Annotated in this window: 22 protein-coding genes; 11 read left to right on the top strand and 11 right to left on the bottom strand. The window is 41.6% G+C overall.

Translation table 11 applies throughout. The features are described 5' to 3' along the window. Positions 1-89: 89 nt before the first annotated feature. Together DBR43_RS13055 and DBR43_RS13050 are read right to left on the bottom strand one after the other, a co-directional pair. Entirely contained in the window at positions 90-1265 is a 1176-nt protein-coding gene (locus DBR43_RS13055; RefSeq protein WP_124581470.1) for a DUF4105 domain-containing protein, read from the bottom strand. A 167-nt stretch (positions 1266-1432) separates the two neighbouring features. Then, positions 1433-2065, bottom strand: coding sequence for an NAD(P)H-dependent oxidoreductase (locus DBR43_RS13050; protein ID WP_124581468.1), 633 nt, complete (start codon positions 2063-2065; stop codon positions 1433-1435). A 327-nt stretch (positions 2066-2392) separates the two neighbouring features. Here DBR43_RS13050 and DBR43_RS13045 point away from each other — a divergent pair, with 327 nt between their 5' ends. The 3 genes from DBR43_RS13045 (at position 2393) to DBR43_RS13035 (ending at position 5903) form a co-directional block, all read left to right on the top strand. Then, positions 2393-3607, top strand: a complete 1215-nt coding sequence (locus DBR43_RS13045; protein WP_124581466.1) for an OmpP1/FadL family transporter — start codon at positions 2393-2395, stop codon at positions 3605-3607. A gap of 23 nt (positions 3608-3630) precedes the next feature. After that, entirely contained in the window at positions 3631-4920 is a 1290-nt protein-coding gene (locus DBR43_RS13040; protein WP_124581465.1) for an SGNH/GDSL hydrolase family protein, read from the top strand. Between the two features lie 281 nt (positions 4921-5201). Further along, on the top strand, positions 5202-5903 hold the full coding sequence (locus tag DBR43_RS13035) for an AIM24 family protein (protein ID WP_124581463.1): 702 nt from the start codon (positions 5202-5204) through the stop codon (positions 5901-5903). Between the two features lie 173 nt (positions 5904-6076). Here the strand turns inward: DBR43_RS13035 and DBR43_RS13030 are convergent, their stop codons facing one another. Then, positions 6077-6553 (bottom strand): copper resistance protein NlpE, encoded by a 477-nt coding sequence (locus DBR43_RS13030; RefSeq protein WP_124581461.1) that lies wholly within the window; start codon positions 6551-6553, stop codon positions 6077-6079. Between the two features lie 247 nt (positions 6554-6800). After that, positions 6801-7391, bottom strand: a complete 591-nt coding sequence (gene msrA, locus DBR43_RS13025) for a peptide-methionine (S)-S-oxide reductase MsrA (protein ID WP_233602962.1) — start codon at positions 7389-7391, stop codon at positions 6801-6803. A gap of 266 nt (positions 7392-7657) precedes the next feature. Here msrA and DBR43_RS13020 point away from each other — a divergent pair, with 266 nt between their 5' ends. Beyond that, entirely contained in the window at positions 7658-8620 is a 963-nt protein-coding gene (locus DBR43_RS13020; protein ID WP_124581458.1) for an isopenicillin N synthase family dioxygenase, read from the top strand. Positions 8621-8701: 81 nt separating this feature from the next. Here the strand turns inward: DBR43_RS13020 and DBR43_RS13015 are convergent, their stop codons facing one another. The 4 genes from DBR43_RS13015 to DBR43_RS13005 form a co-directional block, all read right to left on the bottom strand. Next, the gene (locus DBR43_RS13015) at positions 8702-9100 is read right to left on the bottom strand and encodes a DUF1579 domain-containing protein (protein ID WP_199757036.1); all 399 of its coding nucleotides are present in this window, start codon (positions 9098-9100) and stop codon (positions 8702-8704) included. An 8-nt stretch (positions 9101-9108) separates the two neighbouring features. Beyond that, the gene (locus DBR43_RS33185) at positions 9109-9267 is read right to left on the bottom strand and encodes a hypothetical protein (protein ID WP_199757035.1); all 159 of its coding nucleotides are present in this window, start codon (positions 9265-9267) and stop codon (positions 9109-9111) included. Between the two features lie 107 nt (positions 9268-9374). Then, on the bottom strand, positions 9375-11192 hold the full coding sequence (locus tag DBR43_RS13010; protein ID WP_124581456.1) for a serine hydrolase domain-containing protein: 1818 nt from the start codon (positions 11190-11192) through the stop codon (positions 9375-9377). Further along, a complete protein-coding gene (locus DBR43_RS13005) occupies positions 11179-12813 on the bottom strand; it encodes an amidohydrolase (RefSeq protein ID WP_124581454.1) in 1635 nt (544 codons plus the stop codon). The genes DBR43_RS13010 and DBR43_RS13005 overlap by 14 nt, the downstream gene beginning before the upstream one ends. A gap of 331 nt (positions 12814-13144) precedes the next feature. Here DBR43_RS13005 and mutL point away from each other — a divergent pair, with 331 nt between their 5' ends. The 7 genes from mutL to DBR43_RS12970 all read left to right on the top strand — a co-directional run bounded on the left by mutL (position 13145) and on the right by DBR43_RS12970 (position 21136). Continuing rightward, positions 13145-15001: a DNA mismatch repair endonuclease MutL gene (mutL, locus tag DBR43_RS13000; RefSeq protein WP_124581452.1), complete on the top strand. Its 1857-nt coding sequence runs from the start codon at positions 13145-13147 to the stop codon at positions 14999-15001. A 5-nt stretch (positions 15002-15006) separates the two neighbouring features. Continuing rightward, positions 15007-15756, top strand: coding sequence for a rhomboid family intramembrane serine protease (locus DBR43_RS12995; protein WP_124581450.1), 750 nt, complete (start codon positions 15007-15009; stop codon positions 15754-15756). Beyond that, entirely contained in the window at positions 15749-16612 is an 864-nt protein-coding gene (locus tag DBR43_RS12990) for a rhomboid family intramembrane serine protease (RefSeq protein ID WP_124581448.1), read from the top strand. Before DBR43_RS12995 ends, DBR43_RS12990 begins: the two co-directional genes overlap by 8 nt. After that, complete coding sequence (locus DBR43_RS12985) at positions 16612-17724, top strand: endonuclease/exonuclease/phosphatase family protein (RefSeq protein ID WP_124581446.1); 1113 nt, start codon at positions 16612-16614, stop codon at positions 17722-17724. Before DBR43_RS12990 ends, DBR43_RS12985 begins: the two co-directional genes overlap by 1 nt. 18 nt (positions 17725-17742) lie before the next feature. After that, a complete protein-coding gene (gene cysS / locus DBR43_RS12980) occupies positions 17743-19203 on the top strand; it encodes a cysteine--tRNA ligase (RefSeq protein ID WP_124581444.1) in 1461 nt (486 codons plus the stop codon). 79 nt (positions 19204-19282) lie between these two features. Further along, on the top strand, positions 19283-20140 hold the full coding sequence (locus DBR43_RS12975) for a DUF4440 domain-containing protein (RefSeq protein WP_124581441.1): 858 nt from the start codon (positions 19283-19285) through the stop codon (positions 20138-20140). Positions 20141-20251: 111 nt separating this feature from the next. Next, positions 20252-21136, top strand: a complete 885-nt coding sequence (locus DBR43_RS12970; RefSeq protein WP_124581439.1) for a glycerophosphodiester phosphodiesterase — start codon at positions 20252-20254, stop codon at positions 21134-21136. Between the two features lie 79 nt (positions 21137-21215). On the opposite strand, the gene DBR43_RS12965 is transcribed toward DBR43_RS12970, so the two are convergent. The 3 genes from DBR43_RS12965 to DBR43_RS12955 all read right to left on the bottom strand — a co-directional run bounded on the left by DBR43_RS12965 (position 21216) and on the right by DBR43_RS12955 (position 24201). Next, entirely contained in the window at positions 21216-22178 is a 963-nt protein-coding gene (locus DBR43_RS12965; RefSeq protein WP_124581437.1) for an AAA family ATPase, read from the bottom strand. Positions 22179-22182: 4 nt separating this feature from the next. Then, a complete protein-coding gene (locus DBR43_RS12960; protein ID WP_124581435.1) occupies positions 22183-23547 on the bottom strand; it encodes a peptidylprolyl isomerase in 1365 nt (454 codons plus the stop codon). Positions 23548-23610: 63 nt separating this feature from the next. Beyond that, complete coding sequence (locus tag DBR43_RS12955) at positions 23611-24201, bottom strand: hypothetical protein (RefSeq protein ID WP_124581433.1); 591 nt, start codon at positions 24199-24201, stop codon at positions 23611-23613. Between the last annotated feature and the right edge of the window lie 53 nt (positions 24202-24254).

Below are 24254 nucleotides of genomic sequence, written 5' to 3'. Positions count from 1 at the left end.
AGTTCAATACGGTTAATATGGCTAATATATTCATTTATGAGTTGAATAGCCATATTAACCGTCATGTTTAACACTTTTTGACATTCGGTTTATCGCTTCCCGGGTAAAATATGGAAGCTTAGCCATAAGATCAGCAGCATTAAAAGTGGGAACAAAGCAGGGAAAGGCACAGTGTTGATATATAAGAAGATAAATGTCAGTATCCCGGCGAGGAAGATGATTGCAGCCATCTTCGACGTTTTCCTGAAAAACAAGGCCGGATAAAATGGATGACACCATAAGATATTGAAATTATGTCGCATCAGATCCAGTTCCGAATAGATTGAGAGGTAGATAAGGAGCAGGCCGGCAGCACTTAGGAGCAGGAGAAAAGATCCGCTCAGGAAGGAGGCCGAAAGCTTCAATAAAGGATACTTTCGGATATCGATCAGCAGCCTGCCGAGGATAGGAAATAACAGCAGTAAGTTTAAGCCATAAAACAAGGTGCTCATCAGGGAGCTGGCATTGCTGGTATTGCGATTGGCCTTATATAAATAAGTGATGGGTCCGGAGAACTTCCTTTTCGGGAATTGCATCCCATCGATTCTTTTTCGCAGGGTATCGGGTAAAAATAAACTGAGGGCCCTGTTGGTAAGGGTATCCGATTGTTTGCCGAGAAAGCTGTTCATGCCAATCATTTCAAACTCATTGTGTTTCAGGTAGGCGCCTAACAGTTCCCGGATGGAAGCTCCTTTTCCCTTGCTGACCTCAGATAGGGACTGGTCAAAATCAGGACCTATAGATTCCGATAAGAGGTCGACGATTTTAGTGGAGCAGTTTTGCCTGACGAAATCATAATTATAAGACCTGTTTTCGGGCTTTATTTGTGTCTGTAATATGGAAATCAGCTTACTTTTCTGGGTTTCGTTCAATTGCAGCTTTTGTTCCGTAACTGATTGTTCGTCCATCAGGTAGGAGCGGATAAAGGTCTGGTAATCTGTCCGGGACAGAAAGTATTTCATCCTGCCATGGAGAAAGTTGACGTAGAATCCCGGGTCACTGGTATCAAAGGTCCCATAGTTGTAAACCAGGTCCAGCTGAGAGGATTCATCCCTGATCCGGATGGCGCTATGGCCAAACAAGGCATAAATATACCGGTCAGTTTTTTCGCAGGTCAGCAGGCTGACCGAAACGTCGTGGAAATTGGGGACCGGGCTTGATATACTTGCTTTCTGACACAGTAAGAAAAAAATGCTGAGGATTAGAAACCTTTTTAATATTCTCATTAGGGGGGCAATCTGGAGCGAAAAATCTATTGCAAAGATGCCAATACCCTGTTAATAGAATATAAAATGAGGATTATCTTTAGAGGATATGTAAAATAAGAAAAAGGTAGAAATAATTAACCCGGTATAGCTCGACTATACCAGGTCACAAAGATGCTTTTTATTGCCTATTTAAATTCAATGATAAAATCTTCTAATGGTGTGCGTACCTTTTTAAGGTTCACCAACCAGTCGCCACTTTCGTCTCTGTATCCAAGGGGTAATAAAGTGGTGGTACGAAGTCCTTTTTCTTTTAAGCCTAACAACTCATCCAATGCTGCCGGATTGAAACCTTCCATTGGTGTTGCATCAACTTTTAATAAAGCAGCTTCCGCAAGGGCAACACCGAAACCGATGTAGGCTTGTTTTGCAGCATGAGTGAAGTTTTCTTCAGGAGTTCTTGCTGTATAAGTTGCGACAAGGTTGTTGACATAGTCTGAATGTGAATCCTCAGGCATGCCACGCTCTCTGTTGCCATGAGCAAATACGTTTCTGATGTTTTCTTCAGTGTAATTTTCCCATGCAGCAAAAATTAACAAATGTGAAGAATCTGTAATCTGAGACTGTCCATAAGCAACTGCTTTAATTTTTTCCTTTAATTCAGGATTGGTAACCACAATAATCTTGAAAGGTTGTAAACCAGAAGAAGTAGGGGCAAGGTGTGCTGCAGCAAGGATCTGGTCAACCTTATCCTGTGAAACTTTCTCACCATTCATTTTTTTTGTGGCATAACGCCATTTTAATGCTTCAATTAAGCTCATATTCTTATTTTTTTATCTAAAATTTTTCTTTTTTTGCGTGCAAGTTATATAGCGACTAAATAAATAACACTGTTAGCAAATGTAGGTATGTTACTGATATCTTGTCCATTGTTTTTTGCTTTTTACTTTTAGATGATACTTGATTGTGACAAAAAGTATGCGATAACATTTGGATTAGTTTTTTTTATTCCGTAAAATCGTTTATTGTTATGCAAGCATAATTGTTTTGCTGCAAACTCAATCAGATTGAAATTGTTAATCTAGAATAAGATCGACATTAAATGTTTCTTTGAGATGAACCGAATATCAATTTAACCCTATCCAAATATGAAAAAGATCCTACTAAGCTTTTTACTGGCTGTGCCTATTCTAGGCTACTCCCAATCCTTCCAGGTAAACCTTCAAGGGCAAAAGCAAACCGCCATGGGAGGTGCCGGAACCGGCGTTGCCCTGGACGAAGCTGCTGTGTTTTTTAACCCGGGAGCAGTTTCATTCCTAAAGAAAAATGGTATTCAGGCTGGTATCAGTCCCTTGTATCTTAAAACAGCATTTCGCGAAAATGGCTCCAACATTACGGAATACAATAAAGATAAAATAGCAACCCCTGTAATGGGTTATGCTGTATTCGGTTCACCAGCTAACCGCCTTAGGTTTGGTATTGGCATCTACACCCCGTTTGGTGGAGCAATGCACTGGAAAGAAGACTGGACAGGAAAATATACAGTAACCTCTCTTGATTTACAAGCCATTTATATCCAGCCAACGCTTAGTTTGAAAATTACCGACAATATTGGTATCGGTGGAGGTTTGGTATATTCCTTAGGGAAAGTTGATTTGAGAAGAGCAGTTCCAATCACGAAGTCAAATGGAGAAGCCTCAACTGCAAAACTAAAAGGTGATGCAAAGGATTTTGGCTGGAATGCAGGGATCTATGTTCAAACGGTATCCGGTGTTTCTATCGGTATTACCCACCGCTCGCAGATCACGGCAACAGTTAAAAATGGTGATGCCATCTTTGATGTTCCTGACGCATTGAAAGCGAGCATGCCAACGAAATTTAACGCAGAACTTCCTTTACCGGCCACAACTTCCATTGGACTGGGCTTTTATCCATCCGAAAAAACAACGATTGCAGTAGATGCAAACTGGGTGCACTGGAGTAAATACAAAGAACTGGCTTTTGACTATGACAACAATGCCCGGATTCCTGACACTAAATCACCTAGAAATTACCACGATGCAGCAGCTTTACGTCTGGGTATTCAAAATCAAACCACCACAAGGTTAGCCCTGCGTGCGGGTATTGCTTATGCATTTACACCGGTAGGAAAAGGGTATGTAACACCGGAAGTTCCGGATGCGAACCGCCTTCTGTTAAGCGCGGGTCTTGGATTTAAGGCATCTGAAAGGTTCCTTATTGATTTGTCTTTCCTATATGAAAATGTGAAAGCCAGAAATGAAACTAATATTGAAACAGGCTTGAGCGGTGAGTTTAAAACTGCAGCGTATATCCCAGGTATCTCTTTCTCTTATAAATGGTAGTTAACCTTTTCAGAAAAAATATAATGAAATCAAATTTTATATATAAAAGTATTTTTGCGGTCGCTCTTCTTGGAATGGCTTCCTGCAAACCAGAGCTCAAAGAAATTACGCCTACCAAAGGTTCGGCTGATTTTTCAAGATACATCGCCGTAGGAAATTCCCTGACTTCCGGTTATGCGGATAACGGATTGTTCCTGGACGGACAGAAAAACTCTTATCCCGGAATGATCGCCGAACAGATGAAAGCTGTAGGTGGCGGATCTTTTTCTACTCCGTTTTTTAAAGATAGCGAAGCGGATGGTTCCGGTCATCTGGTATTAAAAGGATTCGATGCGAAAGGATTACCGCAAATCGTAATGCAGAATACCAATTTGGCAGTAAGACCGGAATCTGGTGCCGTAACGCTTTTTACGAAGTATACCGGAGATCTTAACAACTATGGTGTTCCGGGGATTAAGCTATTGCACATTACCGTTCCTCAATATGGTAACCTGAATGGATTCTATGAAAGATTGCTGCCAGGAAATGCTCCTGGAAATACGACTCCATATCTGGACTTTGTAACCGCTAATCCCTATACTTTTTTTAGCATGTGGTTAGGGAATAATGACATCCTGGGATATGCAAGTTCCGGAGGTGCAAATCCTGCGGATCAGCCAACACCTAAAGCAACTTTTACCGCTTTATACAATCTGGCTGCCAATAAGATGACGGATAAAGGTGCCAAAGGGGTGGTTGCAACGATCCCGGATGTGTTAGGTACACCTTATTTTAATACGGTTACTTTGGCTTCAATATTAGCAACGGTACAGGCAACTGCGCCTACAGTGACTGCAATTTATATCAAGACAGGCGCAAACGTTACCAGAGCAGCAACGGCTCAGGATTATTTCGTACTTCCCCTGCTTTCTGCTGGTGTGATCGGCGTACCTACGGGAGGAATTCCTTATGGTTTACACCCATTAAATCCAATTGAAAGTAAATGGGTATTGGACAAGGATGAGGCGGCAATAGTTGCTGATTATACAAATGCTTATAATACGACAATCAAATCTGTTGCTGCGGCTAAAGGTTTGGCCTTGGTTGATGCTTATGCACTGTTAAAAGAATATGGCGCAGGTAAGGATGTTAACGGAGTGAGAGTCAGTGCGGCCTTTATTACTGGTAATATCTTCTCTTTAGATGGAATTCACCTGACTCCGCTTGGTTATTCAATTGTAGCCAATGAGTTTATCAGATCTATTAATTCAAAATACGGTTCTTCTATCCCGATTGTGGATGTGACTAAATATAGAGGGGTGAAGTTCCCTTAATAATACCTTATTATGCCGAAATGGGATTTGAACCAGAAGTTCAAATCCCATTTTTTTTGAGCTCTGAATAACTTGACATGCTTCCCTGAATTTATAATCGCCGTTGATCAGTGCCTGAAAAAAGGAGTTGATTATGCCTTATGAAAATCTGACGTTTTACGCTTAAGGATAATAACTGTTTTCTGCTGCGAATTTGACATGCGTTTTTACGCAGTTTTTAATAGTATGAACTTTTAAGTTTCTATATTCATGCAACGTATAAGATTAAATAAAAAAATTACATGAATAAAAGAGAATACACACTGAATGAATTTATTCTGGAGGCTGCAGAAGATCCTAACGAAAATGATTTTTTTGAATTGGAAAAGCCCTCCCTATTGGAGGTTAATCTTAATAATCAAAGGATAATGGCTAAGGCCGGCTCCATGGTGGCTTATATCGGTAATGTCGATTTCAAAAGAGAAGGCATGATGAGTAAAGGACTTGGCGGCTTACTTAAAAAGGCGATATCCGGAGAAGGAACGTCTTTAATGTATGCTGCCGGAACCGGAAAGCTATATCTGGCCGATGAGGGTAAGAAAGTAAAGATCATAAAACTGAAAAATGAAGCCATATTTGTAAATGGCAATGATGTTCTGGCATTGGAAGAAAGTATTCAGAATGAAATCAAAATGCTTAAAAGTGTTGCCGGAATGATGTCCGGAGGTTTATTTCAAGTGAAACTTTCCGGTTCAGGTTATATTGCCATCACTACCCATGGAGAGCCTATTCTATTAAAAGTGACTCCTGGTCAGCCTGTTTTTACCGATCCAAATGCTACTGTAGCCTGGTCTGAAAATCTAACGCCAAAAATCAAAACGAATTTAACATTCGGTTCATTTATTGGAAGAGGTAGTGGGGAATCTTTCCAGCTGGAATTTATGGGCGAAGGATGGGTTTTAGTTCAGCCTTATGAAGAAGTGAAATACGCCGCTAAATCTTAAACAGATATTTTGGTCCCAAATCTGATCAGATGACTCTTTTTGATCCTTCAAAATGGAAATACGGGGAGAGCAGGGATCAATAGCACACAAATGATAAAGGCCCTGTAAAACATTGATGTTTACAGGGCCTTTCTTTGATGAACTAAAGTTGACTGATCAGTTCGCTTTGTCATTTATTTCTTGAGGATATATTTGTCTGCGAGTGCTCCGGTGATTTCTTTTCCCTCCATATCCAGTTGTATCAGTTTATTTTCTCCAACAAAATAAGTGTTTGGCTGATCCTTTAGCCCGATCAGTTCTACTTTTGAACCAGTGCTGTCCCATTTGAATGTTCCTTTATCCTGAGGAAACTTTGTGTCTTTGCCCATGTAATTTGTCTTGAGTACAAAGGTCATGTCCTGGTTAAGGGTAAGTTCTGTTTGGATGCCTTCACAATCTGCGCAGGGAAGGACTCCTTTATAAGTGCCATTCCAGTCCAGCGAATTCTGAGCATTATGGCCATCGTTGATGGCTTCATCTGCTGTCTTTACAGTGCTGTCTGTTTTTTCCGTTTTTGCAGTACTGTCTGCATCAGACGTCTTTTTTGTTTCATTAGTACAGCTCCATAGTAATATGGATACCGTAGCGAGAGTTAAGATTTGTTTTTTCATCAGGATCTAATTGTTTTTTAATCGTTATGAAGCTATCATAAGCATATTATTCATTGATATTTATTATTTTCAATGCTATTCATGAGCTCGCAAGCGAGGTTCATTGCTTTTTGTAAGTAGTATGCTGATGATGGTTTCACGGGTAATGAGTTTGTATCTGTTTTAACGGCTGGGAAAGGATTTTGTTTTACAAAAAAGCGGTTTGGATGTTTAACATCCAAACCGCTTTTAGCTTTTAACTGTTAGCTTAGTGTTTCAGTTTTGCTTTAAAGATCTTTTCCAGCTTCTCCAGTTTAGGAAGGATGACCATACGGCAATAAGGCTGACTTCCATTTTTATTGAAATAATCCTGGTGATAGCTCTCTGCCGGATAAAAGGTTGCTGCTTTATTGATCGCGGTGACCACCGGTTTTCCAAAAGCACGGGTGTCATTCAGTTCTTTTTTATATTTCTCTGCAATTTGTTTCTGTTCGTCGTTATGGTAGAAAACCACAGAGCGGTACTGAGTGCCTACATCTGCCCCCTGACGGTTTAAAGTAGTCGGATCATGGCTCTTCCAGAAAACTTCTAAAAGTTCGTCGTATTTTATTTTAAGCGGGTCATAAGTAACCTCAATTACTTCTGCATGTCCGGTTGTTCCGGTACAGACATCTTCATAAGAAGGGTTGGCCACATCTCCGCCTTCATAGCCGGACCTTACACTGCTGACCCCGTCAAGTCGCTGGAAAAGTGCTTCTGAACACCAGAAGCATCCCATTCCAAAAGTTGCTTTCTGTAATTTTTTAGACTGTGCATCAGCCTGGTCTGCTGACAATGCTGATAAGAGAACTAGGATCATAATTGATAAATACTTCATGATTGTAAATACAAGTTGAAAAAACACTTTTCAAGATATATTACGTAAGAGTAGGCTTTATAGTTTTTGCAGGATACCCTTCGTAACCTAAATTACATTTGACTGATAATTTGATTTTTCAATCAGAAAAATGTGTATAACTTAATCTCGTTATTTGCAGAATGTTACGCAAGATAAGTATTGTTATTTAACGTTTATTAACAATTCTTTCTTAAATTTATGCTGTTAATACCTATAAATAAATCAATATGTCAACACCTTATATTCCAAGTTTAGACCTGAGCTCTTACATCGATGGCGATGAAGCACAGCGTAAAAAGTTCTCTGACGAATTGGGCAGGGCCTTCAATGATTCTGGTTTTGTAACCATCACTAATCATGGTGTAAGTCAGGAGTTAATTGATAAGCTATACAAAAATATTCAGGCAGTTTTCGGACTGAGCCCGGAGCAGAAAAAGAAATACGAAAAGGTAGAGCTTGCCGGTCAGCGCGGATACACCAGCCCGGGAAAGGAAACGGCTAAAGGTGCTAAAACCGCAGATCTGAAGGAATTCTGGCAGATTGGTCAGGAAGTGACCGATGGAGATGTGATTAAAGCAGAATATCCGGATAATGAGGTATTAGAAGAGCTTCCTGAATTCAATGAAGTAACCCGCGAAATCTATCAGCGTTTAGAAGACAATGGTAAACACCTTTTACGTGCCATTGCTACCTATCTGTCCCTGCCGATTGATTATTTCGATAAACATGTACATAATGGCAATTCGATTCTAAGAGGAATTCATTATTTTCCAATTGAAAATCCGGATGCTTTACCTGATGATGCAGTTCGTGCAGGTGCACATGAAGACATTAACCTGATCACTTTATTGATTGGTGCAAGTGCGGATGGATTAGAAGTCCTGACCCGCAGCAACGAATGGTTGCCAATCAAGGCCGGTCATACCGATATCGTAGTCAATGTTGGAGATATGTTGCAACGTTTAACCAACAACAAATTACGTTCTACTACGCACAGAGTGGTAAACCCACCACGTGAACTGATGAAAACTTCCCGTTTCTCTGTTCCTTTCTTCTTACATCCACGTTCAGATATGGATTTAACAAGTCTGGAATCTACCATTGATGAGGCACATCCGAAAGTATATGAAGATATGACTGCAGGAGAATATCTTGATGAGCGTTTAAGAGAAATCGGATTGAAGAAATAATCCATTCTGATAAACTATAAAAGGGTCCTTAATGAAAGTTAAGGACCCTTTTTTGTTGAAGTTCATAGATAGAATTCAAGCTTATTTTTTTCTTGAATATTTGATCTCCATGTTTTTCATTTCTTTTCCATCCATGTTACAATACATTTCCAGGATCTGGTTGTTGTCATCCACAAACTTCATCACCTGACGAATACTGGTGTCTTTCCCTGTCATCGGATCTACACAGGTACCTTTAAAGTTGATCGACCTGGAAGCATCATCCCAGGTACCATCCATGTGCATGATGCCTGTGCCCATGTTGTCTATCCAGCTGCTGACAAAGGCTTTTTTTGAATTGTCATAGCCCATAATGCTCATTCCTTCAAATGGCATCCCCATCATGGTTCCTTTAAAAAGACATTTTTGATAACGTCCACCCATAATCATTGAATTTTCTGAGCTTCCTTTGCTCTTTTCCGGGGGTGCTCCGGGTACCATCCACATCGTTACTTCTGCATCCCATTGCCCTTAGCCATCATTTTGTGCACATCGCCAGGGGTCATATAGGCTTGCCATGCTTTCATCATGGCGTCGTCCTGTGCCTGAACCCGGCAGGTTATGACAAGCATCAGCAATGCCATAACAGTTAATGTTAACTTTTTCATTTCATTAGTTTTTGGTTTTGTATGGTCCTAACTAATTTACCTTTAATTCGGAAGGTATCAAAATAAAAGTTATCAAAAATGTTACAATTCGATCTGCCTGGGTTTTCTTAGTCGCTTCCCTTTTCTATTGCTTTGTAAATGGCATCCTGAATTCTTGGCCGGATTTTCATGCTGCCTAATTTTTCTGATACCGAGGGGTTTACCCTGTTGGATAAAAAGACATATACCAGGCCTTTCGCCGGGTCTACCCATACGCAGGTTCCGGTATATCCGGTATGTCCGTAAGTTTGAGGAGAGGCGAGTTCTGAAGGGTATTTTTTGCTCGCATCCGGATCCCAGCGGTCAAAGCCCAGTCCTCTTCTGCTTACATCGGATTGTTTTTGAGTGAACATGTCTACGGTTTGTGGTTGAAAATAACGGTTACCGCCATAGGTGCCCTTGTTTAGCAGCATTTGGTAAATGATGGCCACGTCGTTTGCACTGGCAAATAAACCTGCATGTCCGGAAACGCCTCCTGCCAATGCAGCACCCTGATCATGTACATAGCCCTCCAGTAAAGTTTTTCTGAAATAAGTATCCTGTTCTGTAGGAACGATCTGATCTTTGGTAAAGCGGTTGCGGGGTAGAAAGCCTGCGGTTTGCATTCCAAGTGGTTTATAGAAGTTTTCCCAGACATAGGTGTCGAGGGGAATTCCGCTCAGGCGTTCGGAGATTTCCTTCATTACATACATGCTGATGTCGCTGTATACGTACTTTCCGCGGGTTTGAATCGGGGAGTTTAGCATTTTCGGCCACATGAAATCTTTGAAGAACCCCTTTTTGATGTAATAGAAGTCGGCGACTTTGGTGGGATAAGCAGCGCTGGAATCCCTGCTGTAATCTCCTGCTTTTACAAAATTATGGAAAGGGATATAAGGGATAAATCCTGCCTGATGCAACATGACCTCGCGAACCTTAATGTTGTTCATAGGTGATAACCTTGCTTTTGGAATATAAGCTCCGATATTTGTGTCCAGGTTCAGTTTGTGTTCTTCAAAAAGACGCATTACCGTTGGGGTCGTGGCGGTGGTCTTTGTTAAGGAGGCCAGATCAAAAATGTCTGTTACTTTTTCCGGAAGTCCGTTGTTGTAGGTGTGGTTTCCATAAGCCTTGTTGAAAATGACCTTTCCGTCTTTGGCAACCAGTACCACAATTCCGGGAGCTGCCTGAGCGCGGATCGCTTCGTTGGCAATGTTGTCAATTTCTTTCAGGTTGTCTGAGTTGACGCCTGCATCTTCCGGAAGTGTATACTTTAAGCGGGTGGTGCTGGTTAGTGTTCCTGATCCTGTTGTATATTTTGGAGAATAATTGGCAGTTAGTTTTTTGCTGATGCCGATTCCGCCAAAGATCATTTGAGGAATGGTGATGGCTGCCTCTTCATTATTCTGATTTGCCCAGATCAGCGGGGCGCTGAGTCCGTCAAACGCGAGCAGGCTTCCGGTTTCTCCGAATAGGGAAATGATAATTTTTTTACTTTTCGCCAGGCTGGTGATGAAGCCGGTATTTCTGGGATCGTTAACTGCTGAGACTGGAAGGGAGATGATCACCAGGTTGAAGTACTTCAGGTCGTCCTCCAGATCATTTAGTGTGGTTGAATTTAAATACTGATCAGAGGAGAAGCTGCTCACTTTGGTGTATTTGTTCAGCAGGCTGTCGAATGAGGTATGAAAAGCAAAGCCAAGGCTGACTGAAGCAATGTTCTTTTTGTCCAGATCGATCAAAGGGATGGTGTTTTCCTGATTGTTCAGCAATACGGTATTGTTACTGATGGTTCGGAGAAGAGATAATTGTTGTTGGTTTTGCTGGTGATTCTGAGCACAGGCGTTGAAGGTAAATAAGGCAATGAAACTAATGGTGATGATCCCTGCAAGGTTATTTTTTCTCATATACTTTTTCTCCGTTAACATAGGTTTTTAATACTTGTGTGTTTAATATTTTTGAAGGATCGCTCTTCATCAGGTCCTGATCAAGGATGATGAAGTCGGCAAATTTCCCTTTTTCAATGCTTCCTTTTTCTTTTTCTTCAAAGTTGGCTTTAGCAGCCCAAATGGTCATTCCCTTCAGGGCCTCTTCTCTGCTCAGCGCATTTTCCATTTGGAAGCCTCCTGCAGGATAATTTTTTGAATCTTTTCTAACCGTTGCCGCATAAAACGTGAAGATAGGGTTGATGTCTTCTACCGGGAAGTCTGTACCCAAAGGTAACCAACCATTTTGTTGCATCAATTGTTTGTAGGCATAAGCACCTTTTAAGCGTTCTTTGCCCAAGCGGTCTCCGGCCCAGTACATATCAGATGTGGCATGGGTGGGCTGAACAGAAGGAACCACATTGGCGCTACCAAAAAGCCCGAAATCTTCAGGCGCAACCACTTGGGCATGTTCTATCCGCCAGCGCTTGTCGTTTTTTCCGCCAAGGACTTTGTTGTAGATTTTCAGGATACTGCGGTTGGCGGAGTCGCCGATGGCATGGGTGCACATTTGAAAATTGTGTTTGGCGATCTTTTCTGCAACTTCCTCGAAGTGTTTTGGATTGCTGAGCATAAAGCCTGTTTTATTCGGCATGTCATGATATGGGTGCAACAGGCATGCGCCTCTGGAACCTAAAGCTCCATCTGCGTAAACTTTAAAAGCGCGGACATTAAGGCGGTCGGTTTTGATTGCCCCGCGACTGAATAAATAATTGTAATTCGGTTCACTGTCTGATAGCATCAGATATAAACGCATTTTTAAGCTTTTTGATGCATGGAGTTTTTCAACGAGGCTAACCAAGCTGGCATCTACACCGCAATCGTCAATGGTGGTCAGTCCGGCAGCGAAACATTTGGCTTGTGCATCGAGTAATATCTTTTCTGCCTGGGAAGCTGTTGATCCCGGAATTTTGCTATTGACGAGATCAACGGCATTGTCGATCAGTAGTCCGGTCAGTTTTCCGTTGTTTTCCACAATTTCTCCACCGGTAAGTGTATAACTCCGGGTAATTCCGGCAATCGTCAGCGCTTTTTGATTGGCTATCGCGGCATGACCGTCAATTCTGCTGAGCAATACCGGGCGATCAGGAAAGAGCAGGTCCAATTGTGCTTTGTCCGGAAATTGTTTGTCGGCCCAGTCATTTTGGTCCCAGCCTCTGCCGGTTAACCAGCCCTCAGGATGTGTTTTTGCAAATTGAGCCAGGCGTTGTGTAACCTCCTCCCAGCTGTTGGTACCCCTGAGATCTGCAGTTTGTAAGCTTTCCCCATAACCGAAGAAATGAGCATGCGCGTCGATAAAGCCGGGGTAGATGCTCTTTCCGGCGGCATTGACTTCTTCAGTTGCGGTAAACTGTTTTCTGATTTCAGCGCTGCTTCCGACCCCGATGATCTTGCCGTCTTTCACTGCAAAAGCTTCTGCAGTGTCAAATTTCTCATTTACTGTATAAACTTTACCGTTGTAGACAACTAAATCTGCTTTTTGAGCGTTGCAGCTGCTGAGGAGTAAGCTAGTGATGGTCAGGGTCGCGAAGAGGTTTTTCATTGGTTTATGTTTTTTTTCTGACTTTTTATCGATTTATAAATGAGCTCAGGAACTCGTATTCCAGGTTTAGCGAATATGAACCGATCATGATCTTGATGTCTTTGAAAGACCTCTGAGATGATGTTGGTTTCAGGAGTTAAAGATAGAAAAAGGAACAATGAAAACGAGAACTACATCGTTGTGCGAAGATTCTAAAGAATTTTGCTATTTTGAAGGATAAAACTGGCGACGAAGGCTTGATAACAATGAAAAAGACAAATTATATACAAATGAAAAACAAGGATTGAGGCTTATTTTCCTTAAATTAGCCACCTTTACCAGCGAGAAATAAATGTCAGATATAATACAACTTTTACCGGATAGTGTTGCCAACCAGATCGCGGCCGGAGAGGTGGTGCAACGACCGGCATCAGCCGTGAAAGAGCTTTTGGAGAATGCGATAGATGCAGGTGCAAACAAGATACAGTTAATTTTAAAAGATGGCGGCAAAGGGTTGATCCAGGTGATCGACAATGGTTGTGGAATGAGTGTTACAGATGCACGCATGTGTTTTGAACGCCATGCAACTTCTAAAGTACGCAAAGCCGAAGACTTGTTTGCCATTCGTACAATGGGCTTTAGAGGTGAAGCAATGGCTTCTATTGCTGCGATTTCCCAGGTAGAAATGAAAACCCGCAGGCATGAAGATGAGCTGGGAACAATGGTGGAAATCGAAGGCTCTGTTTTTCTGAAACAGGAGCCAGTGGCAACTGCCGAAGGAACAAGCATCAGCATCAAAAATCTTTTCTATAATACTCCGGCGAGAAGAAACTTTCTGAAAAGTAACCCCGCAGAAATGCGTCATGTACTGGAAGAATTTCAAAGGGTATCATTGGCCAATCCTACGATTGCCTTTAGCCTGCACCATGATGGCGTGGAGATTTTCCGTCTGCCTTCTTCTGTTTTGAAACAACGAATAGTCCATTTATTTGGAAATAATTATAACCAGCGACTGATTCCTGTAGAGGAAGAAACGAGCATTATCAACCTGAAAGGATTTATTGGGAAACCTGAGTTTGCCAAGAAAACCAGAGGAGAGCAGTTTTTCTTTGTCAACAACCGCTACATCAGGGATACTTATCTAAACCATGCGGTCAATAAGGCTTATGAAGACCTGTTGCCGGATGACCATTTTCCTTTGTATGTGTTGTTTATAGACATCGACCCTGCAAAGATCGATGTAAACGTGCATCCTACAAAAACAGAGATCAAATACCTGGATGAAAAGTCTATTTATGCGATCCTTCATTCGGCGGTAAAACGGTCTATCGGTAGGTTTAACATCAGTCCGACGATTGATTTTGATCAGGAAACCGGATTCAGCGGAATGATTACACATAAAGCTCCGGAAGAAATTGTACCACCAAGCATTAGCTTTAATCCGAATTTCAACCCTTTCGCTGAGGCAAGTCCTGCCAAGGAACCGACGGTTTTTTCCAGAAATTCAAGTGCTGCGATTACACCAAGTACAAAAAACTGGGGCTCATTATATGAGATCGCTAACCATACGGAGGCAGAACAAACGGCTATAGACCTGCCGGGGACAGCACCTTTGCCGGATGATTCACTGGTGCCCGTACAAAAACAACTGATGCAGCTGCACAACCGTTATATCATTTCCCAGATTAAGTCAGGGTTAATGCTAATTGATCAACAGGCCGCACATGAACGTATTCTATATGAGCGTTTCAGCAAAAACCTGGAGGACCGGAAAGGCGCTTCTCAGCAAAGCCTCTTCCCGCAAACCGTGACTTTAAGTCCGAATGACTACGAGCTTGCAAAAAGTTTACTGGAAGACATTAAAAGTTTGGGCTTTGAAGTAAGAGAGTTCGGTAAAAATACGTTAATCATCGAAGGGATTCCGGTAGACCTTGGCAGTAACAATGTGAATGAAACGCAATTGTTTGAACACCTGATCGAAGGTTTTAAAAATTCACAACAGGAATTGAAACTGGATAGAAGAGATGCCCTGGCAAAAAGTATGGCCAGGAATAGTGCCATTAAGAGCGGAACAGCCTTGGGGCAACAGGAAATGAATACGCTCATTGAGCAACTTTTTGCCTGTCAAACTCCTAACTTTAGCATTAGTGGAAAGCCAGTGATCCAAACCATTGGCCTGACAGAATTGGATAAGAAATTTGATAAATAGATACAATGAATAACATTCATATACCACCAGTTGTTAAAAATCTGCTCATTATCAATGTGCTGTTCTTTGCTGCTACCGAGTTGTTGGCCAGCTCTATGGACCTGGGGCGCGTTTTAGGCGTCTATTATTTTGACTCGCCTTACTTTCGGGTATGGCAGCTGATCACTTACATGTTTATGCATGGTGGTTGGGGACATATCTTTTTCAACATGTTTGCGTTATTCATGTTTGGAGGCGTTTTAGAAAGCAGATGGGGTGCCAAGCGTTTTATTAACTTTTACCTGATCACAGGTTTAGGTGCGGTGGCACTTCAAATGGGCGTGCAGGCTTATGAAGTCTATCAGATTACGGGCTCAGCTTTTAATAATCCTGTAATAGCAGATGTTGGAGCTACCGCAGCTGCCAACATGGATGCAATGGCGATTCCTGGTATATCAGATATGGGTAAGTACACACTGGCAGGTATTTACGGTTTTCCTATGGTAGGTGCTTCCGGAGCGATCTTCGGACTGTTGGTGGCTTTTGGAATGCTATACCCGAATACAGAGATGTACATCATGTTCATCCCGATCCCGGTGAAAGCTAAATTTATTATTCCCGTATATATTCTAATGGAACTTTCACTTGGCGTAGCACGTGTTCCAGGTGACTCTGTAGCCCATTATGCACACCTCGGTGGCGCGTTGTTAGGCTTTATACTGGTGAAATTATGGAAAGACAAGGATAACAACAGATTTTATAAGTATTATGAATAAGAATCTCTTCCAGGACCTGAAGTACAAGGTATTCCACTCAGGAAACCCCTTGTTTTTTTATATAGGCATCAATGTGCTCTTTTTTTTAGTAGTGGCGTTGGTAGGTCTTCCTTTTTTCCTGTCGGGAACGGAGTTCAGAGACTTTTCTCTTCTCGTTAGGGAGTATGTAGGTGTTCCGGCATCGATTGATAAGCTGCCAACCCGATTTTACACCGTAATTACTTATCAGTTCTTCCATGAAGGAGTGATGCACTTGTTATTCAATATGCTTTGGTTGTTCTGGATGGGGAAAATTTTCCTGGATTTCCTGAAGCCAAGACAGTTTCATTTTGTATACCTGGCAGGAGGAGTTGTGGGAGCTTTGATTTTTATTCTGGCTTACAATGTTTTTCCGGTTTTTTCGGGAAGTATAGCTGATGCTACCACCATCGGTTCTTCTGCATCAGTAACGGCTATCATTGTCGCAACAGCGACATTGGTTCCTGATTATAGCATTCGCATGCTTTTTCTTGGAGATGTAAAATTAAAATACCTGGCGATCGGCTATATTGCCCTGGACCTGATCGGCATTGCCTCTGTAAACGCAGGAGGAAGTTTCTCACATCTGGGGGGGGCGCTGATGGGATTTGCTTATATTAAGCTGCTGCAAAACGGTAAAGACTGGAGTAGTATGTTTAAAAGAAAATCTAAATTGAAGGTGGTTAGAAATGAACAGGCAAAACCTTCCGGAAACTCCAGAAGTACAGGGGTTAATCAGCAGGAAATAGATGCAATCTTAGATAAGATTTCTAAATCAGGATACGATCAGTTAAGCAGGGCAGAAAAAGAAACTTTATTTAAGGCAAGTAAACATTAATGAAGAAATCTGAACCGACATTTCTTGATAAACTGGTTCGTTTCCTGGCAGTTCTGCTGGCGGTGACTTTACTGCTGGGCTTTATGGCTGGCAGGTTCGATCCCAGAAAGTATCAATTGATTGCTTTTTTCGGTTTAGCTTACCCCTTTATTTTGTTTCTGAACATGTTTATGATCCTCTGGTGGTGCATCCGTAAGCGATGGATCTTTGCAGGAGCTACGCTGGTTTTAATCCTCATGGGATGGCAGGCATTGACCGCCACGATGGGGATCTCCGGAGAAACAGGGAAAGGTCCTAAATCTGATCCCAGAGCACTGCGTATGATGACCTATAATGTGCATAGTTTTAAACCCTATGGGCAGGAAAATATTGAGTCTGTGAAACAACAGATGCTGGAATTGATTGGTAAAGAGAATCCGGATGTCATTTGCTTTCAGGAGTACTTTACCCGCAGGAAAGGATCTTTTGACATTACCGATAGCTTGAAAAGGATTCTGAATACCCGGTATTTCTATTTCGTTCCTTCAAGCGAGAACAATTATGAAGCTACAGGTCTGGCCATCTTTTCCCGTTACCCGATTCAGGATAAAGGGACGATTGCTTTCGGCCCAAATTTCGGTGGCAATGCTTCGATCTATATCGATGTGGAAGTGAACAAAAAGAAACTCAGAGTGTACAATCTGCATTTACAGTCCATCTCTTTTGATAAGCAGGATTACAGCTATATTGATAAGGTGAAGAAAAAGATGGATGCAGAAATTAAACCTTCCAAGCGCATTCTGACTTTGCTCAGGAATGCTTTTCTGAAACGAAGTGAGCAGGTGGATATTATGAAGGAGCATATGGCAAAATGCCAGAGTTCTTTCCTGATTGCCGGCGATTTTAACGATACACCCGCATCTTATGCGGTAACCCAATTAACGAAATCATTAAACAACACGTTTCAGGAGCAAGGAACTGGATTAGGGCGAACTTATAATGGTAAATTCCCCAACTTTCAGATCGACTATATTGCCGCGACAAAGGACATCAAAGTGATGAATCACCTGGTGATCCCGGCAAAATTGTCAGACCACTTTCCTGTTCGCAGCGATTTGATATTAAACCCCTAAAATTTTTACCTTTGCAAAATGGATACAGGTCTACAGCTCTACAATACCCTTACGCGTAAAAAAGAAATTTTTGAACCGCTAAACGCGCCTCATGTAGGCATGTACGTTTGCGGCCCTACTGTTTACAGTGACGTTCATTTGGGGAATTGTCGTACGTTTATCTCATTCGATTTGATCTTCAGGTACTTAACGTATAGTGGGTATAAAGTTCGCTATGTGCGGAACATTACAGATGCCGGCCATTTGGAAGGTGATCGTGATGAGGGTGATGATAAATTTGCAAAAAGAGCAAAGCTGGAGCAACTGGAGCCAATGGAAATTGTACAGAAGTACACCCTTGGATTTCATGATGTTCTGAGAATGTTCAATACCCTGCCGCCAAGCATTGAGCCTACTGCTACCGGACATATCATCGAGCAAATCGAAATGATCAAAGAGATCATTAGCAACGGATATGCATATGAAGCTAACGGAACTGTATATTTTGACGTAGAAAAATATAGTAAAGAGTATAACTATACCATTCTTACCAACAGAAACATGGAAGACATGCTGGCCAATACCAGGGAACTGGGTGGACAGGATGAGAAGCGCGGTCGACTGGATTTTGCGCTTTGGATTAAAGCGAAGCCGGAAACGATTATGCGCTGGGCTTCTCCATGGGGCGAAGGTTTCCCGGGCTGGCATATTGAATGTTCAGCGATGAGTGCGAAATACCTTGGTGAAGAATTTGACATTCATGGAGGAGGAATGGACCTTGCTGCAACACATCATACGAATGAAATTGCACAATCTGAGGCCTGCAGTCATAAACAACCGGCTAAATACTGGATGCATACCAATATGCTAACGGTAAATGGAACCAGAATGTCTAAAACTTTAGGCAATGGTTTCCTTCCTGAGCAGTTGTTCAAAGGGGAGCATGTATTGCTGGAAAAAGGCTTTAGCCCGATGACAGTTAAATTCTTTATGCTTCAGGCACATTACCGCAGTACGCTTGATTTTTCTAATGAAGCATTAGATGCCTCAGAAAAAGGATTCAAAAGATTGATGAATGCCATCAGCCTGATGGATAAATTAAGCCCTTCGGAAAGCAGCGATTTTGAGATCGGTCCAATTATGGACAACTGTTTGAAAGCAATGAATGATGATTTCAACAGCCCTGTGGTGATTGCAGAACTGTTCGAAGCCGTCCGCATCATCAATACGGTATATGATGGAAAAGGAACCATCTCTGCTATAGAACTGGATAAGCTTAAAAAGCTGATGAAAGATTTCGTGTCTGACATTTTTGGATTGAAAGCGGAAGATACTTCCAATCTGGAATTGAATTCGGTGCTGGACATGGTGATCGAGCTAAGAAAGACGGCTAAAGAAAATAAGGACTATGCCACATCTGATAAAATCCGCCTGGGTCTCCAAAGTATGGGCATCCAGTTGAAGGATAGTAAAGAAGGTACCACCTGGAACAAAGCTTAACATTGTTTAATTGTTAATTACTTTTTAAAGGTCAACAGCTGTACAACGATTATATTAGTGCCCAAACTATACCTAAAACATGATGAATAAATTTTTATATACAATTATAGCGGTTTCTATGACCCTTGGTGCCTACGCACAAAAATCGGATGGAAGCACTAAATCCCTGGTTAAAGCTGAAAAAGAATTTGCAGAAGACCTGGCTAAACATGGTGCAAAGACTGCATTTACCACTTATTCTGCAGATGATGCCCTGGTATTCAGACCCAACCCGGTAAATGCGAAAACTTTTTATGCGGGGCAGGGAGGTAATAAAGGGTTGAGCTGGAACCCGGTTTATGCTAAAGTAGCAAGAAGTGGCGACTGGGGGTTTACGACCGGTCCTTTTACTGCTGATGGGGAGACTAAAACCTATGGCCAGTACCTTTCAGTATGGAAAGCGAAAGATGGAAAGTGGGAGTTGGCAATGGACCTGGGAATCACACATAACAAACCTTTAAACAAGGTGGAGCCGTTATTTATTGAGCCTAAAGATTTTTATAAACCTAAGTTCGCTGGTGAGAAGCAAAGGGCAGCAGGAGTTGACATCATTGCAACAACCGAGAAAACATTGAATACGATGTTGAAATCTTACGGAATCGCCGCTTTTGCCGGATTCTTAAACCCCGATGCAAGGGTTTTGTTTCCCGGATATGAGCCGATCATAGGAAAAGACAAAGCGTTGGCTTTCTTCAATGGAATGGTCAAAAATATAACTTTGAAAACTACCAAAGCAAATAAAGCAGACGGTGGCGATCTTGCTTATACTTATGGTGTAGCTACGGTAGATTATAAAGCAGATCTAAGAGAAAGCTTCAACTACCTTTTTATTTATGAACGTCAGGCAGATCATAACTGGAACCTGATTGTACAGGTCTTTACACCTGCTGAACGTTAGTCAAAAGGCAATAGCATATAAAAAAAGNNCTTTTTTTATATGCTATTGCTGTATTAATCCGGGATAAGGATTTGTAGTTATTCCCGTTATCAATGGTAAACAAAGACATTTATGAAGAAAAGTATACTATTCGTTGCAGCCACTATGCTGGCTTTCCAAAGTCAGGCCCAGAAATTCGATTTGCAGGGGCAGAGAGGCGCTCGGGGGATCATGCCTGAGAATACGATTCCGGGAATGATTAAGGCCCTGGATCTGGGCGTAAATACCTTAATTATGAATGCGGTGATATCGAAGGATAAGCAGGTGGTACTTTCTCAGGAACCTTATTTCAATTCGGAGATTAGTCTGAAACCAGACGGAAAGGAAATCAGCTTAAAGGATCAGAAAAAGCACAATATCTATAAGATGGATTATGCGGATGTGAAAAAGTATGATGTAGGAAGTAAGGTACATAACCGGTTTCCTGGACAGCAAAAATTCAAAGCTTATAAGCCTTTGTTGGAAGAAACGATTGATTCTGTGGAAAGCTACGTGAAAATAAATCGACTGGCGAAGCCAAATTACAGCATAGAAACGAAGACCATTCCTAAAGGAGACAATGAGTTCCAGCCGGAACCTGCAGAATTTGTAGACCTGATCATGGACGTGGTAAAGAGAAAGAAAATGGAAAAAAGGGTTACGATTCAATCTTTTGATGTCCGCACACTCCAGTACCTGCACGAGCATTATCCCAAGATCAAAACGGCTTTACTGATTGATGAAAAAGAAGATTTTGAGAATAACATTCAGGAGTTGGGATTTAACCCTACGGTATATAGCCCGTATTCTGTACTGGTAGGTAAAGGTCTGGTAGACCGTTGTCATGCCGCGGGAATTAAGATCATTCCATGGACGGTTAACTCGACAAAACAGATGAAATACCTGATTGATCTTGGTGTGGATGGCATTGTGACTGACTATCCGAACTTGTTTAAGGCGGAACTTCTGGAGCAGTAAGATTTCTGTATAAAAGTAAAAGGGCCTTGAATTTTTTCAAGGCCCTTTTACTTAGTATTTGTTTTAACCTGCTGTCAGATTAATATAGATTTTTAATGATTTGTTCAATACTTAAGCCTTCGGCTTCAGCACGATAGTTTCGCACGATACGGTGGCGTAAAATGGCTTCTGCAACAGCTTGTACATCTTCAATGTCAGGAGAATACTTACCAGATATTGCAGCATGACATTTTGCACCGATCACCAGGAACTGAGAAGCCCTCGGGCCTGCACCCCAGCTGATGTATTTATTGATGTCTTCAGTGGCAGAAGGCGTATGCGGGCGGGTTTTGGTGGCCAGTTTAACTGCATATTCTACTACATTGTCTGCAACAGGGATGTTTCTTACCAGTTTCTGGAAATACTGAATTTGCTGTGCATTGATGATTTTTTTCAATTGAACATCCTGATTGCTTGTCGTATTTTTGACGATCGTGAGCTCTTCCTCGAAAGAAGGGTAGTCCAGGTGTACATTGAACATGAAGCGGTCTAACTGTGCTTCAGGAAGTGGATAAGTACCTTCCTGCTCAATTGGATTCTGTGTGGCAAGGACAAAGAACGGATTGGGTAAAATATGTCTTTGACCAGCCGCAGTTACCGCTTTTTCCTGCATGGCTTCCAGTAAGGCAGCCTGCGTTTTGGGCGGTGTTCTGTTGATCTCATCGGCAAGGATGATATTCGAAAATATGGGTCCGGGAATGAACTTGAAATTTCTGTCTTCCCCAAGTATTTCTGCACCAATGATGTCACTGGGCATTAAGTCGGGCGTAAACTGGATCCTGTTAAAGTTAAGGTCCAGGACATTGGCCACAGTTTGAACAAGTAAGGTCTTTGCCAGGCCGGGAACCCCAACGAGTAAACAATGACCATTACTGAAAATGGATATTAAAACGGATTTTACAACATCATCCTGTCCAATGACTACTTTGCCGATCTCGGCCTTAATATCTTTGTACGATTGATGTAATGCGTCTACGGCTTTTATATCGTTATCAAACTGCATAGACCTATTTTTTAGCCGTTTTAGTCCAGATTTTTAACTCATCACATTTGTTGTAATCTTCGTCAATTCTGATGTAAGTATTTTCTCTTCTTTTTTCGAACCATTCACTCAGGATACGGTCGATTTTGCTTTGTTGTGCCCTTTCTTTAAACTTGGCATAATCCTGCTCCAGGTTTCCTTTATGAGGTGGGATTTTAGATTTAAGGTAAAGGAGCTTGTAGCCTTCTTTACCATCTTGTCCGGTGAAAAGTACGGGTTGAGAGATCTCACCAACTTTCATGGTATCGACTACTAAGAATACTTTAGGATCAAGCTTGTCAGCAGGGATAAAGGTCGTTCTTGCGGTTACGTTATCTGCATAAAGGATCATACCACCATTGTATTGGGATTCTTTGTTGTCAGAATATAAAGATGCTGCAGTAGAAAAAGAGATTTTGTTTGTCTTGATATTGGTGTAAAGACTGTCTGCCTGAAGCTTCACTCGATCTAAACTCTGTGGAGTAGTTTGAGGACGAATCAGAATGTGACGGGCCTGGACCTGTTCACCACGACGTTCAATTACCTGTAAAATGTGGAAACCATGCTCTGATTCAAAAACAGGAGAGAGTTCGCCAGCCTTCAGTTTGAAAGCCCATGCGGTAAATTCTTTCACCATTCTGGTACGGTCAAAGAAACCTAAGTCACCACCATCAGGTGCTGATCCCGGATCTTCAGAGTAAGATTTTGCAAGGAAAGCAAAGTCTTCACCGCTTTTTACCCTAAGTCTTAAAGCATCAATTTTATCATAGAATTTTTGTTTCTCTGCCTTGGTTAGTTTTGGGTGAAGCACGATTTCTCCAACCTCAAACTCTGTAGGAATATCAGGAAGACTGTCTTTTTTGTAAGAATCAAAATATTTTTTAACCTCCAGCGGAGTAATACTTACGTCCTGAGTGATGTGGGCCTGCATCTTGTTAGAGATCAGCTGCTCTTTTAAATCAGGTCTGATCTCATCTTTATATTGGAGAACAGAACGGTTTAAAAATTGCTCCAGACGTTCTTGTCCGCCGGCACGTTGGATCTGCATACGCATTCTTTTATCCACTTCTTCATCTACCTGAGCTTCTTCCACAGTGATGGAGTCAATTTCTGCCTGTTGTTTCAGCAGTTTCTGAGCAAGCATCTGCTGCAAAATATAGCATTTTACTTTTTCATCAGCCGGGTTTCCCGAATTCAGATATTGCGCATATTGCTGGTTCAGGTCCGATAATAAAATGATATTATTCCCTAATACTGCAACCACTTTATCTATATTTTTCTTTGCTGGTTGTGCTTGTGCGTTCAAAAACAAACAGATCAATCCGCCTGCAATCGCTAAAAATTTCTTCATTCTATGTACGTTCAATTATATTCTTTTTGCAAATTTAATATTAATAATCTTCAGGCGGTATATTTATAATTTAGCCAGTTTTCTTAATTCCGCCTCGTATATTTTCACCGGATACTTCTTCCTTAATGCAACCACCCATTCTCTTTCCAGGGCCTCCTGGTAGTCATTAATGACTTTTCCTTTAAGCTCTTCGAACGAACCATCGTTATAAAAGAGCTTGTTTCTTTCGTAAAAACTGCGGAGCTGGCCTTCATCATTCTGTGCTTTATCCCAAACTTTTAGTTCCGAAATGTTAAACATCAGTACCGCATTCTTATATTCATTCATGACCATCGAATACGTTGCTTTTGTGTTGGAGATCTTCTTCCGGGTACGCAACGCAGCCTCGTAATTCTTTATCTCTGTAAGATAGGCCGTATCCTTATCAAAGCCCATTTCTATGGCATCGAGTACTTTAAGCTTGAAATTCAGGTAAAGGTTCAAATAATCTTCCAGCTCTTTAAATGCTGCGTTTGCAGTTCCAGAGTGGTTTTTTTTGTAAACCCACATAAATTCTTTGCTGCCCACAGGCTTCCCATTGATACTTGCCACATTTTGTGCAAATGCGCCGGCAAAGGTCAGGCTGAAGATAATAATGCAATAAGTTTTTCTCACGAAAGATATATACTATATATATTTTAAGGCATAAAAGTAACAAATAAAGGCGC

The sequence above is a fragment of the Pedobacter sp. KBW06 genome (assembly GCF_003852525.1).
GTDB lineage: Bacteria > Bacteroidota > Bacteroidia > Sphingobacteriales > Sphingobacteriaceae > Pedobacter.
This window is presented reverse-complemented; position numbering and strand designations above follow the sequence as displayed.

Bases quoted from the DNA above. Each gene is read 5' to 3' on its own strand.
- DBR43_RS13055 (WP_124581470.1), bottom strand. From the start codon at position 1,265: ATGAGAATATTAAAAAGGTTTCTAATCCTCAGCATTTTTTTCTTACTG.
- DBR43_RS13050 (WP_124581468.1), bottom strand. From the start codon at position 2,065: ATGAGCTTAATTGAAGCATTAAAATGGCGTTATGCCACAAAAAAAATG.
- DBR43_RS13045 (WP_124581466.1), top strand. From the start codon at position 2,393: ATGAAAAAGATCCTACTAAGCTTTTTACTGGCTGTGCCTATTCTAGGC.
- DBR43_RS13040 (WP_124581465.1), top strand. From the start codon at position 3,631: ATGAAATCAAATTTTATATATAAAAGTATTTTTGCGGTCGCTCTTCTT.
- DBR43_RS13035 (WP_124581463.1), top strand. From the start codon at position 5,202: ATGAATAAAAGAGAATACACACTGAATGAATTTATTCTGGAGGCTGCA.
- DBR43_RS13030 (WP_124581461.1), bottom strand. From the start codon at position 6,553: ATGAAAAAACAAATCTTAACTCTCGCTACGGTATCCATATTACTATGG.
- msrA (WP_233602962.1), bottom strand. From the start codon at position 7,391: ATGATCCTAGTTCTCTTATCAGCATTGTCAGCAGACCAGGCTGATGCA.
- DBR43_RS13020 (WP_124581458.1), top strand. From the start codon at position 7,658: ATGTCAACACCTTATATTCCAAGTTTAGACCTGAGCTCTTACATCGAT.
- DBR43_RS13015 (WP_199757036.1), bottom strand. From the start codon at position 9,100: ATGGTACCCGGAGCACCCCCGGAAAAGAGCAAAGGAAGCTCAGAAAAT.
- DBR43_RS33185 (WP_199757035.1), bottom strand. From the start codon at position 9,267: ATGAAAAAGTTAACATTAACTGTTATGGCATTGCTGATGCTTGTCATA.
- DBR43_RS13010 (WP_124581456.1), bottom strand. From the start codon at position 11,192: ATGAGAAAAAATAACCTTGCAGGGATCATCACCATTAGTTTCATTGCC.
- DBR43_RS13005 (WP_124581454.1), bottom strand. From the start codon at position 12,813: ATGAAAAACCTCTTCGCGACCCTGACCATCACTAGCTTACTCCTCAGC.
- mutL (WP_124581452.1), top strand. From the start codon at position 13,145: ATGTCAGATATAATACAACTTTTACCGGATAGTGTTGCCAACCAGATC.
- DBR43_RS12995 (WP_124581450.1), top strand. From the start codon at position 15,007: ATGAATAACATTCATATACCACCAGTTGTTAAAAATCTGCTCATTATC.
- DBR43_RS12990 (WP_124581448.1), top strand. From the start codon at position 15,749: ATGAATAAGAATCTCTTCCAGGACCTGAAGTACAAGGTATTCCACTCA.
- DBR43_RS12985 (WP_124581446.1), top strand. From the start codon at position 16,612: ATGAAGAAATCTGAACCGACATTTCTTGATAAACTGGTTCGTTTCCTG.
- cysS (WP_124581444.1), top strand. From the start codon at position 17,743: ATGGATACAGGTCTACAGCTCTACAATACCCTTACGCGTAAAAAAGAA.
- DBR43_RS12975 (WP_124581441.1), top strand. From the start codon at position 19,283: ATGATGAATAAATTTTTATATACAATTATAGCGGTTTCTATGACCCTT.
- DBR43_RS12970 (WP_124581439.1), top strand. From the start codon at position 20,252: ATGAAGAAAAGTATACTATTCGTTGCAGCCACTATGCTGGCTTTCCAA.
- DBR43_RS12965 (WP_124581437.1), bottom strand. From the start codon at position 22,178: ATGCAGTTTGATAACGATATAAAAGCCGTAGACGCATTACATCAATCG.
- DBR43_RS12960 (WP_124581435.1), bottom strand. From the start codon at position 23,547: ATGAAGAAATTTTTAGCGATTGCAGGCGGATTGATCTGTTTGTTTTTG.